13 protein-coding genes are annotated in these 13,514 nt (G+C 57.2%); 5 read left to right on the top strand and 8 right to left on the bottom strand.

The genetic code is table 11. The features are described 5' to 3' along the window. The first annotated feature begins 159 nt into the window (after positions 1 to 159). Entirely contained in the window at positions 160 to 1,116 is a 957-nt protein-coding gene (locus KW846_RS18110; RefSeq protein WP_218483971.1) for an AraC family transcriptional regulator, read from the top strand. 365 nt (positions 1,117 to 1,481) lie between these two features. Beyond that, a complete protein-coding gene (locus KW846_RS18105) occupies positions 1,482 to 2,144 on the top strand; it encodes a hypothetical protein (protein ID WP_218483969.1) in 663 nt (220 codons plus the stop codon). 129 nt (positions 2,145 to 2,273) lie between these two features. On the opposite strand, the gene KW846_RS30085 is transcribed toward KW846_RS18105, so the two are convergent. Beyond that, positions 2,274 to 2,666 (bottom strand): hypothetical protein, encoded by a 393-nt coding sequence (locus KW846_RS30085; protein WP_256356781.1) that lies wholly within the window; start codon positions 2,664 to 2,666, stop codon positions 2,274 to 2,276. A gap of 317 nt (positions 2,667 to 2,983) precedes the next feature. Here KW846_RS30085 and KW846_RS18100 point away from each other — a divergent pair, with 317 nt between their 5' ends. Further along, positions 2,984 to 3,748 (top strand): tetratricopeptide repeat protein, encoded by a 765-nt coding sequence (locus tag KW846_RS18100; RefSeq protein ID WP_218483966.1) that lies wholly within the window; start codon positions 2,984 to 2,986, stop codon positions 3,746 to 3,748. A gap of 127 nt (positions 3,749 to 3,875) precedes the next feature. Here KW846_RS18100 and KW846_RS18095 read toward each other — a convergent pair whose 3' ends face one another. Beyond that, the gene (locus KW846_RS18095) at positions 3,876 to 4,163 is read right to left on the bottom strand and encodes a hypothetical protein (RefSeq protein WP_218483964.1); all 288 of its coding nucleotides are present in this window, start codon (positions 4,161 to 4,163) and stop codon (positions 3,876 to 3,878) included. Between the two features lie 73 nt (positions 4,164 to 4,236). Beyond that, entirely contained in the window at positions 4,237 to 4,503 is a 267-nt protein-coding gene (locus tag KW846_RS18090) for a hypothetical protein (protein WP_371321761.1), read from the bottom strand. A 184-nt stretch (positions 4,504 to 4,687) separates the two neighbouring features. Here KW846_RS18090 and KW846_RS18085 point away from each other — a divergent pair, with 184 nt between their 5' ends. Continuing rightward, positions 4,688 to 5,605, top strand: a complete 918-nt coding sequence (locus tag KW846_RS18085; protein WP_218484344.1) for a bifunctional helix-turn-helix transcriptional regulator/GNAT family N-acetyltransferase — start codon at positions 4,688 to 4,690, stop codon at positions 5,603 to 5,605. Positions 5,606 to 5,656: 51 nt separating this feature from the next. On the opposite strand, the gene KW846_RS18080 is transcribed toward KW846_RS18085, so the two are convergent. The 3 genes from KW846_RS18080 to KW846_RS18070 all read right to left on the bottom strand — a co-directional run bounded on the left by KW846_RS18080 (position 5,657) and on the right by KW846_RS18070 (position 9,922). Continuing rightward, positions 5,657 to 6,769: a GlxA family transcriptional regulator gene (locus KW846_RS18080; RefSeq protein WP_371321760.1), complete on the bottom strand. Its 1,113-nt coding sequence runs from the start codon at positions 6,767 to 6,769 to the stop codon at positions 5,657 to 5,659. 109 nt (positions 6,770 to 6,878) lie between these two features. Beyond that, positions 6,879 to 8,279 (bottom strand): GABA permease, encoded by a 1,401-nt coding sequence (gene gabP / locus KW846_RS18075; RefSeq protein WP_007974243.1) that lies wholly within the window; start codon positions 8,277 to 8,279, stop codon positions 6,879 to 6,881. A 473-nt stretch (positions 8,280 to 8,752) separates the two neighbouring features. Continuing rightward, positions 8,753 to 9,922 (bottom strand): PAS domain-containing sensor histidine kinase, encoded by a 1,170-nt coding sequence (locus KW846_RS18070; RefSeq protein WP_218483959.1) that lies wholly within the window; start codon positions 9,920 to 9,922, stop codon positions 8,753 to 8,755. Positions 9,923 to 10,468: 546 nt separating this feature from the next. On the opposite strand from KW846_RS18070, the gene KW846_RS18065 reads away from it, so the two are divergent. Next, positions 10,469 to 10,882 (top strand): hypothetical protein, encoded by a 414-nt coding sequence (locus KW846_RS18065; RefSeq protein ID WP_218483957.1) that lies wholly within the window; start codon positions 10,469 to 10,471, stop codon positions 10,880 to 10,882. Positions 10,883 to 11,636: 754 nt separating this feature from the next. Here the strand turns inward: KW846_RS18065 and KW846_RS18060 are convergent. Both KW846_RS18060 and KW846_RS18055 read right to left on the bottom strand, forming a co-directional pair. Continuing rightward, positions 11,637 to 12,659, bottom strand: a complete 1,023-nt coding sequence (locus tag KW846_RS18060; RefSeq protein WP_218483956.1) for a transketolase family protein — start codon at positions 12,657 to 12,659, stop codon at positions 11,637 to 11,639. Next, entirely contained in the window at positions 12,656 to 13,504 is an 849-nt protein-coding gene (locus KW846_RS18055) for a transketolase (protein ID WP_218483954.1), read from the bottom strand. The genes KW846_RS18060 and KW846_RS18055 overlap by 4 nt, the downstream gene beginning before the upstream one ends. Between the last annotated feature and the right edge of the window lie 10 nt (positions 13,505 to 13,514).

Raw genomic sequence — 13,514 nt, 5'->3', positions numbered from 1 at the left:
TTACGCTTAACGCGGGAGTCAATGAAAATCGGTGAAGCGTCTGGGGATGGTCTCGATCACTGAGTCCGCGTTGGTGCTAATCTAGGCCTCGCCGTTCGGGCGGCGAATGACCAGTGCGCCTGATTACATGCTCGGGACTCCGGAAAGGAGGGCTGGCAATTGCTGGATGCGCTATCTGATGTATTGCGGGTGATTCGGCTGTCTGGAGGGGTCTTCCTCGAGGCGGAGTTCACTGCGCCCTGGTGTCTGAGCGGAAGAATCTCCGCCGACGATTGCAAACCGTTCCTGGCCGCCCCTCGACACATCATTGCCTCGCATTTTGTCGCGGCGGGGCACATGCAATTGCGAGTCGACGATGGTGCTACCCTCGACGTGCGGGCAGGCGAACTCATTCTGCTGCCGCGCAATGACGTTCATACCTTTGGCAGTGATCTAGGCGTTGCGCCCATGTCGGCGCGCGAAGTCATTCAGCCGCCGGAGGTCGGCGGCATATCACGAATCAAGTGCGGCGGGGGCGGCGAGGCCACACAGTTACTGTGCGGATTCCTCGGCTCGGAAACACCGTTCAGCCCGTTGCTTTCGTCGCTGCCATCCTTGTTGAAGCTGGATGTGCGCGCGACGGCTTCGGGCGCCTGGATTGAAAGCTCATTCCGTTTCGCCGTCAGTGAGATCGCGGCGGGGCGCGTCGGCTCGACAACGGTCATCGCCAAGCTCTCCGAACTGCTGTTCGTCGAAGCCGTCAGCCAGTATGTCGCGAACCTCCCCCCTGAACGGCGCGGGTGGCTGGCGGGCCTGCGAGATCCGCATATCGGGCGCGCCCTGGCGCTGCTCCATGCCCGTCCAACCGAGGGCTGGACGGCGGAAGCCCTGGCGCTTGAAGTGGGCATGTCGCGCTCGGTATTCGCGGAGCGATTCACGGCATTGGTCGGACAGCCACCGATGCAATACCTGACGCTCTGGCGCATGCACGTGGCGGCTCAACACCTGCGCGAAGGTCGCGGTAACGTGGCGCAAATCGGCTTTGCAGTGGGCTATGAATCCGAAGCGGCGTTCAGTCGCGCATTCAAACGCCAGTTCGGCACATCACCGGGCACCTGGCGCAGACAATCGGCATGAGAAGGGCCGGTGCCTGAGGGTCGAGGCAGTCGGTGGTCGGAGCGAATGCAAGTGACTGGTCAGGTCAAATTGTGTTTCGTTCTGGTTGAACAGGCATGCGCTTCAAGCTGGGTTCGAGCGTCAGGAATAACTCTTGAACTCATGGATTTCCAGGTTGGCAATCAATCAACTTCCGTTGAGTACATGGGCGCTACCCAGCCTCGGGCTTTCTGCTTTCGGCGTCAATTGGCGCAACTCATCTCTGCGAGCTGTAAGGGCACCCTTGATGACACTGGGCAGGCGTGAATCATTATGGGATTGAGCAGGGCAGATCTGACTGATAGCATCTAGCTATCAATCTCAATGCTCATTTAGGAAGGGAATCCATGTCAAAGAAAGTTTTTGCTGCAGCGCTGGCCGCCATGGGGATTTTTACCGGCATGCAGAATGCGCTGGCGGAAGACAACCTGTTCAAAAATTACGTTTATGACACGCCGATTGCCAAATACACCGAGGCGGCAGGCTACTACGACTGCTCAACTGAAGTAGGGGCTACTGCAAGATGCATGGACGATGTGGATTTTCTTGATCAGAAATTCACCGCGGCCCTGGTCTTTAGTGGTGACAAACTGATGTTGGTTTCGCTGTTTGCACCCTATGATCGTGACCTGTTCGGTCGCGCCATTGGCGCTCTTGCAAAGACATTTACTCTGGTGTCGCTCACTGATGGGAAATCCGTGCTGGATCTCATTGAGCTCGCGGGTAAAGCAAAGAGCAAGGATGAATACACAGCCAAACTCACGAACTACGAGAATGTTGCGTTGACCGCCAACGACTTGACCTATTCCTTTGTTGAAGGGCTCACCCCGGCCAAGGGGGCCTCCAACGTCCATAGTTTGATGAATTCAGCACCTGCCAACATCAGGGGCGCTGATTTGATTGTCTCTGGCGAGGGTGACGAGTCCAGTATCATCATTAAGTTTTCTTTCCCGAAACTGGACGAAAACAAGCTGGTTCAGCAAGCCAAGAAGCCAGTCGAGTCGTTCTAACCTCGTTCTTCACTTTGTGTTGAGCCCCGCGATAACGGGGCTTTCTGGGCTTATCGAATGTCCCTTCTTGGCCGATTGCGGCCTGTCACGAAGGGCGGCTTGCGCCCCGGATTGTTCCGGGGCTTCGCACTAGCGACGATAGTAACGGCGATCGTCCTCGTAACGGTGGCGCTCCCAATCACGATGGCGCTCGGCTTCTCGGCGGGCTTGCTCTCTACGCCACTGATCTCTACGCCACTGATCCCTGCGCCAGTCGTCTCGGCGCCAATCGTCTCTACGATCGTGCCAACGGCCGTCATGCCAGTAGCGGTCGTCATGGGCAAGCAACGGCCCCGGCTGCTTGCCGGCCATGCTGGCCAAGGTCGGCCAAGGGTTGCCGGCGGCCTGGACGGGAGCCTGAACGGCTGGGGCTTGAGTTGCAAAAGCAGGGGTTGAGTCCTTCATCTGTGTGGCGGATGCCGAGCCCACTGCCGCGAATGCGAACAGGCCGAAGAGCACCCTCCGTGGGACATGGAATTTCATGAGCGAAGACAACCTCTGATGGACAATCGGACGTGTGGCTATCGGGCGGCGGGAAGCTTGTAAGGGGGTGTGCTTACCGAGCGGATGTGCCTATCCACATAGACCGGTAAATAGGGAAAAGTTCTAGGGCGCCGTTGCTTAAATAGCCAAGGGTCTCAGTCGTGGGCTGATAACAAACAGAAGCGGTGGCGATGGCCGTTGCAGCAGGAACTTCAGGGTGTTGGCCAGGTCTATAGCGGCCCTGTATCGCAGGTGCCGAGCAGCGCAGTGGTCTGTTATGCGGCAGTGCCGTCCGAGTTCAGTCGAGTCCGCCCCCGATGCCAAACAAGAGTTTTCCGCCGGTCCTCATCCTGGTGTTCTGCGCTGTCGCCTCGTTTAGTGCTGTCGCTGCCGAGCGAAGAGCGCCCGCGCAAAGCAACAACGCATCAACCACGCTGATCGAAACAGCCTCGCGGCAGTATGAAAACGGCCAACTGGACCAGGCCGCCGCCACACTTGAGCGTGCCCTGCATATCCAGCCGAACAATCCCGCGACGCTGCATTACCTCGGTGTTTTGCGACTTCAGCAGGGACAGTACCAGCAGGCTGAGACCCTGGCGGCGCGCTCGAACATGCGGGTTGGCAACAACGTCCAGTTGCGCAACCGCAACTTCCAATTGATCCAGGCGGCGCAGCAGGCCCAATCTTCGGGAACCCCACCCAATACCAACGCGGACGTGGTCGCCGTACAGAAGGGGCTGGAAGAAGAGACCCAAAGGCGCCGAGAAGCGCAAGTGGCGGTTGCTGAGCAATCCACTGCGGACACCGGGCGTGAGGTTGGCAACTTCACTACTGCTGAGGCAAATCGGGTTTCGGATGTACCGACAGCGGGAAGAGTAGGGGCCGAAGGTCAATTGCAAATGGCTAGTATCGGGTCAGAGAGGGCGTACGCTGAGTTCGAGATTCCCCGCGGCCATATGCCGCCTCCCGGTAAATGCCGAATCTGGTTTCCTGATCGTCCGCCGGGGCATCAGCCTCCACCGGGTAAATGCAAGAAGCTGCGATACCGGGTTCCTTCAGGGGCCTATCTGGTGCGCGGGTGAGTTTCCCGGTGTCCTTTTTTGGCTGACTGCTGCCTGTCATGAAGGGTTTCTTTCGACCCAATGCAGTCATTCCCGAACTCCCAGGCTCGCATTCCCAGTCAGCGGAGCGAATGACTTGAGTCGCCAGTCAGGAGCGGAGCTGGTCGAATAGCTTTTGCAGAAAAACATCGCCCGCCACTGAGTCTGAAAGCAAGTAATGCCCAGACCAATTGTCCCAGCCGGCTGCGAGGGTGAACTCAGCACATTGGAAATTCTGGTGAATTTTTTCATCAATGCCTATGACAGTTGAACCCAATCGTTTGAACCCTCGGAGTTTAATCAGGTTTTCAGCTAACGATAGCCAACAAGAGTCTGACAACTCGTTGAAACTGAGTAGCAGATGTCCATTAGTTGCCGTGTCGAGAGTTGGGTTCATCTACTACCTTCTGAGGATTGACGCGAAGGGAATGCACAAACGCGGCTGCAGGGGGCGTTGTTTAGGTGCCTGATCAAGCTTGAGAACGTTTTATTGCATTGGCGAACTGCTGAGCGTTGTTGCGCAACTCAGTGAATTTTTCGTTTAGCTCTACATGACCTGGCTTCCAGGACAGGACGCCATCGACATAGCTTTGACCAAGAATGAGATCATTTAATGAGCCCATTCCGCCATAGGCTGACAATAGGTACTCAATCCCAGAGTAATCAGAATCCAGCAATAGTGCCCTTGCCTTACGCATCCAAAAGCTCCAATGGGTGTCTCCATCGCTTTCGAGCACGATTGCAAGCTGAGCAAGAATGCAGATTTCGGCCTGTCGCCACCGGCAGCTACTGATCGATTTCTTGGCGTCTCGACAGGCGGAAACCGGCCCAAAACGGTCGTAGCATTTTAACCATCACAGGATTGACATGGTTGCTTTCGTCAATCATATAATTGCCAAAAGCAACTATATGGGAATTTTCATGTCCGCCGCCATAACCGAGCGCGCCGAAACGGTACGCCGCTTCAACCGGTTCTACACCCACCAGATCGGCGCCCTGCAAGAGCACCTGCTTAAGGCCGAATTTTCGTTGACCGAGGCTCGCATCCTTTATGAATTGGGCGCCAGTGTTGGCCTGAAGAGTTCAGACCTCTGTCAGATGCTCAGCCTGGACGCCGGTTACGTAAGCCGGGTCATCGGTGGATTCGAGAAAAAAGGCTTGATTGGCAGGACTCGCTCGGCAAGCGATGGCCGGGCTTCTCAAATCCGGCTAACCGATCCTGGTCGAACCGTGCTGGCCTCGCTGGAGCACGCCGCTCGTGAGGAAGTCGTGTTGATGCTGCAAGGCTTGCCTGAGCCACAGCAAGAGCAATTGACCCAAGCCATGAAACGGATACAGACGCTATTGGGCGACAGGGATCCCTCTTATCTCCTGCGCGATCCTGTAGCGGGTGACATGGGAATTGTCGTTCAACAGCAAGCTCAACTTTATTCCCGCGAATATGGGTGGAATTCGGAGTTCGAAGCGCTGGTGGCAGAAATAGTCGCCAAATACCTTCGCGAATTCGATCCGTCCTGCGAGCGATGCTGGATCGCGGAAAAAGATGGCAAAGTCATCGGTTCAGTCTTTGTCGTCAGACATGACGAGACGACCGCCAAACTGCGAATGCTCTATGTGGATGCGAGTGCCAGAGGCATGGGAATCGGCAATCGATTGCTGGAAGAGAGCCTCCGGTTTACCCGGCACGCTGGATACAGGAGCATGATCCTCTGGACAACCAGCGTGCTTTGCGATGCCCGAAAGCTATATCAAAAGGCGGGTTTTCAATTGGTCGAGGAGGAACAGGTACATAGTTTCGGTAAAGACCTCGTCAGCCAGACCTGGGCTCGGGATTTGTAGTGGCGTCGATGGCACTCATTGCGCAGTAAAGGATGCGGTCGGGCCGTCCCATCAGTACGACTCCGCCAAACCGGAACGATCCATCATGCGAACACTGGCAAAGGTCGATTCGTTTCGTGCCTGGTCGAGCGCTGTCGGCGGTTTGGTCAATGACGGCTGCGTCGTTGCAGGCGTTGCCAATTTGCGATTCATTTCCGAGCCGGAACGCTCTTCACTGGGTGGAACACCAAAGTACTCGCGATAGCATTTGGAAAAATGGGGTGTCGACACGAAACCGCATACATACGCCAACTCAATGATCGACAATGATGTTTGCTTGAGCAGTTGTCGCGCTCGAACAAGACGTAACCTCATGTAGTAGCGTGACGGCGTACAGTGGAGGTATTTCTGAAATAGCCGCTCCAGCTGTCGACGTGACAGGTCAACGTATTCTGCAAGGTTATCCAGGTCGATCGGCTCCTCGAGATTGGCCTCCATCAACGCGACGATGTCCTGCAGCTTGGGCTGATGAGTTCCCAGTACATGCCTGAGGGGAACGCGCTGATGGTCCTGTTCATTGCGTATGCGCTCGTAGACAAACATCTCGGAGATGGCGGCGGATAATTCTCGACCATGATCGCGACCGATCAGGTGCAGCATCATGTCCATGGGGGCCGTTCCGCCGGAGCTTGTAAAGCGGTTTCGGTCGAGGGTGAACAGGCTCGCGCTGATGCTGACTCGCGGGAAGGCTTCCTGCATGGCAGCCAGAAATTCCCAATGCACGCTGCACTCGTAACCGTCGAGCAGCCCGGCTTTTGCGAGCGCCCAGCTACCGGTGCACACGCCTCCCAAGCGCCTGGATTGACGCGCCAGGGCTTGCAGCCAGGTAATGTGCTCGCGGGTAATCACGCTCTGGATTCCAATACCGCCGCACACGATTACAGTGTCCGCCACCAATGGATTTTTCCATGAAGCATCCGGAGTGATTTGCACGCCGTCACTGGCCCAGACAGGCTCTCCACCGGGGCTGAACGTATGCCAGCGATATAGCTCTCGCCCCGACAACTGATTGGCCATGCGCAGTGGCTCTACTGCGGACGCCAGGGAAATGAGTGTGAATTTGTCCAGCAGCAGAAAACCGACGGATTGAGTCTTACCGTCGGACACGGTGGAGTTCGATGACATCGTGGTCATGTCCTCACAAAAAGCGATGACGGCCTGAGATACAGGAGCGGGTAATACCCCCAGTCCTGGCGTAGGGGGTATCAGGTTCGGCGCAACTACCTCCCGGGCTTTATCCCACCGATGTCACTCTCGCAGCCTGCGCAGGGTGACGCGATGTCACCAGGCCGATAAAGGAGATCGCCAGCGCCAGGCCAATGGTCGTGCTCACTTCGGTACGGTGATCAGGGGAGGCCATCATCACGGCCAGCGCCGCGCAGATGAACAGGATCACCAACCAGGTGAGCCAGGGAAACAGCCACATGCGAAAGGTCAGCTCGACGTTCTGCCGACGCAACATCCGGCGCATGCGCAGCTGCGACACCGCAATGGCCAGGTACACCACCAAGGCAATCGCGCCGGAGCTGGCCAGCAGGAACTCGAACAACCCGGCAGGCATGAAGTAGCTCCACACGGTGATCGCCGCGCCCAACACGGTGCTGGCAATGACTGCTGCCCGCGGCACGCCTTCGGAGGAGGTCGCTTTCAGTGCCTTCGGTGCATCGCCGCGACGGCCCAGCGAATAAAGCATGCGCGAGGCAATGTAGATCGAGGAGTTCATGCAACTGGCCACGGCGATCAGCACCACCACGTCCACCATGAACTTGGCGTGGGGAATGTTCATGATTTCCAGCGCCCGCTGGTAGGAGCCTACCGAAGCCAGCAGCGGGTCATTCCAGGGCACCACGGAGATGACCACGAAAATCGACAGCAGGTAAAACACCCCGATGCGCCAGATCACCGAACGGGTGGCCTTGGCAATGTTCTGCGAGGGATTGTCGGATTCGGCGGCGGCGATGGTGACCGCTTCGGTACCGATGAAACTGAACATGATGGTGATGAAGGCGCCGACTACCGCCGACAACCCGTTTGGAGCAAACCCGCCGTGCTCGGCCATCAGGCCGCTCAATCCGCTGACTTCCCGATCGGGTACCCAGCCCATCAACACGGCAAAACCCACGCCGATGAAACCGATGATCGCCACGACCTTGGCCATGGCGAACCAGAACTCGAATTCGCCGTACTTGGACACGCTGAACAGGTTGGTCACCACCAGTGCAATGATCGACACCAGGGCGAACAGCCAGGCATCGATCTGGGGAAACCACTGGTTCAATACATGACCGGCGGCCAGCGCTTCGATAGGGATCACCAGCACCCAGAACCACCAGTAGAGCCAACCGACGGTGAAGCCGGCCCAACGGCCGATGGCCTGGTCGGCATAGGTGGAGAAAGAGCCGGTGTCCGGGTTGGCCACCGCCATTTCACCGAGCATGCGCATGACCAGAACGACGAGCAGGCCAGAGAACAGATAGGCCAGCAGCACCGCCGGGCCAGCCGCCGCAATGGCGTGTCCTGAACCAACGAACAAACCAGCGCCGATAATACCGGCGATTGACAGCATTGTTACGTGACGAGGCTTGAAGCCCTGCGCCAATTGGCCACTCGAATCCTTGGAGCTCGGGCTAATCATTGGTTTTTTATTCTCTGTCGATCGACATTTAAGCGGATGGATAGGGCAACAGATCATCATTGCTGCCTGCCGGGCTTCCTGAAGGAAGCACCCTTCAAACGCTGCAGTTCTTATCAAGCCCATCATCGTGACGTGGTCGTTTCGATGAAAAGGTGCGCCACCTTACCCGGCTTGTCCGATGATTCAGTTACCTGATCACGCCACATCCGTGTCTGATATCGACACGGGAAGTCATTGTGTTCGCGATGAAAACCAATGAGTCATTACGCGGCCAAAGGTAATCATCTCGATTCATTGAGGGTACTTTTTAGTAAGGTAGCGAGACTCATTGCCTATAAGGAATGAATTCACCGCTCCTCAAGAACCTCGATAGTGGTTGACTGACTTCCTCGGGGCGTGAAGCGGCCAGTCACGCCTGGCTATCGTCGGCTAGTAATGGAGGGGGTCTGAGTGAAGGGCAATCCAGGTTCATATCAGGTGCGAGGAAAGGTTGCAGTGAATGTTGTACCGGTGGTGAGGGTAGAAGTTACAGCCACTTCGCCGCAGTGCGCCTTTACGATCTCCCGAACAATGAACAGACCCAACCCGACACTTCTGAGTTCGGCATTGTCATGACTGCCTCGGATCATCGGCTCGAACAAATCCCCAAGCAACGCCTCAGGTATTGGGGTGCCGAAATTGTGCACGGTAATAACGAGAGCTTGATCTTCAAAGCGTGTGGAAACGGTGACTTCGTTATCGGCGGCGCCATAGGCGACTGCATTGGCGACCAGGTTGCCGATGAGCTGATAAAGCCGATCGCTGTCTGCAGAGAAATCACCTTGCCCATGCCGCAGATGGGTCAACGTATGCCCGGGAAAAGCCAGGCTCAACTCGTCCAGGCAATCGCCCACCAGTTCGTGTAAATCGACGGGTTTGGGCAGGACCGAGATACCTCGCCCCACCTGAGTCAGGGTGAAATCCAGCAGATCGGCCACCAGGCGCTGCGCACGCTCGGCCGAATGGGTGATGTGGCCAAGTATCTGGACCTGTTTGGCATCCATCTCTCTGCGGCCCAGCAGTTCCGTGGCCATTTTTATGGCTGACAACGGGTTGCGCAGGTCATGACTGACAATCCCGATCAGTTGCTCGGCGAACAGGGCCCTGTCCTCCGCCGCAGCGTACGTGATACGCAACTTGTCCTGGGTCATGTCCAGTACGCGTTGGTCCTTGAGGTGTTTCGCCAAATGCCTTTCGGCAAGCATCCGGGCATTGAGCAGTTCGCGCTCGTACCTTTGGCTATCTGCGGCCTTGAATAGCGTCATTTCATGAAATATGCCAGCAGAATGCTCACAGCTGATGGCGCTGAGCATCATTGGAATGAAATGTCCGTTGTGGTGAACGAGGTCGAACTTCACGTCAGCAACGACGCCCTGAATCTGCATGAGGGGCGCCCAGTACATCTTGTGGAACGTCCTTCCCTCGAGGCTCATCAAGTCCTGGATGTGACGCCCGAGCAGCGCTTTTCGCCGCAAGCCTAACCAGCGGCAGAACGTGAGGTTGACCCGTGCGATCTCGCCATTTTCTGCGGTCAGCAGCAATCCACAGTCAGCTTCGTCGAAGAGAACGTCAGAACCGGGCTGCGAATTTTCATCTTCGGACATTTGTATTCACTGACCAAAAGGGCCGATGTCTGGAAAATTATAGACACGGCTTGCGCAAGGGCCCTCAGAACTTACCTTTTTCAGAGTGATTGGCCTCGATATTTTTTTGAGGCGTTCACTGGTTTGGAGGTCACGGCCCCTTGTGGGAGCTGGCTTGCCGGCGATGGTCGTTAACGATAACGCGTACCGCTCAATGCATGCCCTGGTCCTGTTATTGATTTGTTGAACTCGAACTGAAAGCACTCATCTAACCTATGCGTGGGAATATTTCCCGCGAGGCGATACTGACTGGTGTTGAAGGATCATGCGCAAACCGCAGTTGCTCTTTAAAGCTGCAGATTGATGACCGTACCGGTTGGCTGGCCGCTCAAATGGGCGGCCGGGAACTTACTGGACTTTGCGTTCGATACGGACATGACTACGCAACTCCAACCGGAGGTTGGAACATGCAGCTCAATAAATGTTTATTGGCTCTGGCAATTGGCGCAGTCCTGTCGGCATCGACTGTACTGGTGCCCGATTACATCGGCAGTTTCTCCAGTGTGTATGCCAAAGAAGGTGGCAGCGGCGGTGGTCAGGGTGGCAACGGCCAAGGAAAGGGTGGCGATCATGGAGCAGCAGGCGACCATGGAGAGGGTGGTGATCATGGAGCAGCAGGCGATCATGGAGAGGGTGGTGATCATGGAGCAGCAGGCGGCCATGGAAAGGGTGGTGATCATGGAGCAGGAGGCGATCATGGAGAGGGTGGTGATCATGGAGCAGGAGGCGATCATGGAGAGGGTGGTGATCATGGAGCAGGAGGCGATCATGGAGAGGGTGGCGATCATGGAGCAGGAGGCGATCATGGAGCAGGAGGCGATCATGGAGAGGGTGGCGATCATGGAGCAGCAGGCGATCATGATGCGACAGGCGATCATGGTGCAGCAGGCGATCATGATGCGACAGGCGATCATGGTGTAGCAGGCCATGGCAATGCGCAGGACAACAATGGCGTAGACGCTGCCGTAAACAACGCAGATGCGGTCCGGGACGCTGCCAAAGCTGATGCGGATGCAGTCCGGGATTCGGCAATAGCCACTGCAAATGCAACCAGGGACGCCGCCAGAGCTCAGGCGGATGCAGCCCGGGACGTAGCAAAAGCTGCTGGCGTAGCGGGCGCGGATGCCACCAGAGATGCTGCCAGGGTCGCTGCGGATGCAGCCAGGGACGCCGGCAAGGCAGGCGCAGATGCAGTCAGAGATGCTGCCAAAGCTGCTGCAGATGCAGCCCGGGACGCCAAAGTTTACGCAATTTGCCAGAGAGTCGAGCAAAGCCCGACCGAAAGATGCCAGAAAGGCTGGCAAAGTTGAGGCGAAAGACGCTCGAGAGGATGTGGCAGACGCCCGAGATGTCCCGGATATACACGCGCCTGAGGTAAGCAAATAGGCTTGCGCGTTCGGTAATGAACACGGCAGGCCTTCCGGTAGAAAACGTCTCGCAAGCTTGAGAGGCGTATTAGCAATGAGTCGCAATCCCCTAAGCGTCGTGGGGCTTGCAGCTTTCTTTCGAAATCTGTCGCACAGTCCGAAACACCGACTGCTTTTGGCCGGCGTTTGCCGCCGCGCCGCTTTCTTCCAAGAGCATTCATAAGGGGATGGCAAGAAACGACTCGAGGCGAACATCCTGAAACCTCACTATGGAGCGCCTATCCATAAGCGCTCCTGTCATTCAGCGGTCAAAGCCAGGCTTTGATTTGAGCGCAGACTGCCTGAGTCGAAATGCCATAGCGATCATGCAACGTCGGCAGGGCACCGGCATCGAGGAATGCATCAGGCAAGGCGATCTGCCTGAAGGTTGGCGTTACCCCATTGCGCAGCAGCACCCCGGCAATGGCCTCGCCGAGACCACCAATAATCGAGCTGTTTTCTGCTGTTACCACCAGGCGACCTGACTTTCTTGCCTCGGCAAGAATGGTTTGTTCATCCAGCGGCTTTATCGTCGGTACGTGCAGCACGGCGACATCGACGCCGTCCGCTTGCAGTTCCTTGGCCGCTTCCAGTGCACGCATGGTCATCAGGCCGGTGGAGATGATCAGTACATCGTTACCGGTGCGCAGGGTCTTGGCCTTACCGATCTCGAACTTATAGCCGTACTCGTCCAGCACCAGCGGTACATTACCGCGCAGCAGGCGCATGTACACCGGCCCTTGATGCGCGGCAATGGCGGGTACGGCCTGCTCGATTTCCAGGGCGTCGCAGGGGTCGACGATCATCAGGTTGGGCATGGCCCGGAAGATCGCCAGGTCGTCCGTGGCCTGGTGGCTGGGTCCATAGCCGGTGGTAAGGCCGGGCAGGCCGCAGACGATCTTGACGTTGAGGTTTTCCTCGGCAATCGCCATGCAGATGAAGTCGTAGGCGCGGCGCGAAGCGAACACCGCGTAGGTGGTGGCGAAAGGCACGAAACCTTCGCGGGCCATCCCCGCTGCCGCACTCATCAGCAGTTGCTCGGCCATGCCCATTTGATAGAAACGGTCAGGATGTGCCTTGGCGAAGATGTGCAGGTCGGTGTACTTGGACAGGTCGGCGGACAGACCGACGATGTCCTGGCGCTGATCAGCCAGCGCCGCGAGCGCATGACCGAAAGGCGCGGATTTAGTGGCTTGGCCTTCCGAAGCAATGGAGGCGATCATCGCCGAGGTGGTCAGGCGTTTCTTGATCGGTTCGGCAGTCGGCGTCGGTGTGTTGGCGGCGTTGTTCATTGGTTTTTTCCTTCTTCAAGATTGCGCAGTGCCAGGTCCCATTCGTGTTCTTCCACGCGGATGAAGTGTGTCTTCTCGCGGGTTTCGAGGAAGGGCACGCCTTTGCCCATTTTGGTGTCGCAGATGATCACCCTCGGCTGAGTGCCGGGATGATTGCGGGCGGCATCGAACGCGGTCACCAGCGCCTCCAGATCATTGCCATCGACGCGCTGAGTGAACCAGCCAAAGGCTTGCCAGCGATCGACGATGGGTTCAAACGACAGGATTTCGCTGGAGTAACCGTCGGCTTGCTGGTTGTTGACGTCGACGATGGCGATCAGGTTGTCGAGCTTCCAGTGCGACGCCGACATAACGGCTTCCCAGGTCGAGCCTTCGTTCAACTCGCCATCGGACAGCAGGTTGTAGACGAAGGAGGGTGAGCCTTTGCGCTTGAGGCCCAGGCAGGCACCGACCGCGATGCCCAGACCCTGACCCAGCGAGCCGCCGGTGATTTCCATGCCCGGGGTGTAGGCGGCCATGCCCGACATCGGCAGGCGGCTGTCGTCCGCGCCGTAGGTTTCCAGCTCATCGAGCGGGATGATTTCGGCTTCGATCAGGGCCGCATACAGCGCAATCGCGTAGTGACCGATCGACAGGTAGAAGCGATCGCGGCCCTCCCATTGCGGATCTTCAGGCCGATAGTCCAGAGCATGGAAGTAGGACACGGCCAGCAGGTCGGCGGCACCGAGGGCTTGGCCGACATAGCCTTGCCCCTGAACTTGCCCCATGCGCAACGCGTGGCGTCGAATGTTATGGGCACGCTCTGTCAGTGTTTTGGGTGTAACGAGTGAAGGATTGGCAGTCATGGTGAAAGCT

This window comes from Pseudomonas sp. PDM32 (assembly GCF_019219225.1).
Taxonomy (GTDB): Bacteria; Pseudomonadota; Gammaproteobacteria; order Pseudomonadales; family Pseudomonadaceae; genus Aquipseudomonas; species Aquipseudomonas laurylsulfatiphila.
The sequence above is the reverse complement of the archived record's forward strand: the minus strand, read 5'-3'. Positions and strand labels throughout refer to the sequence as shown.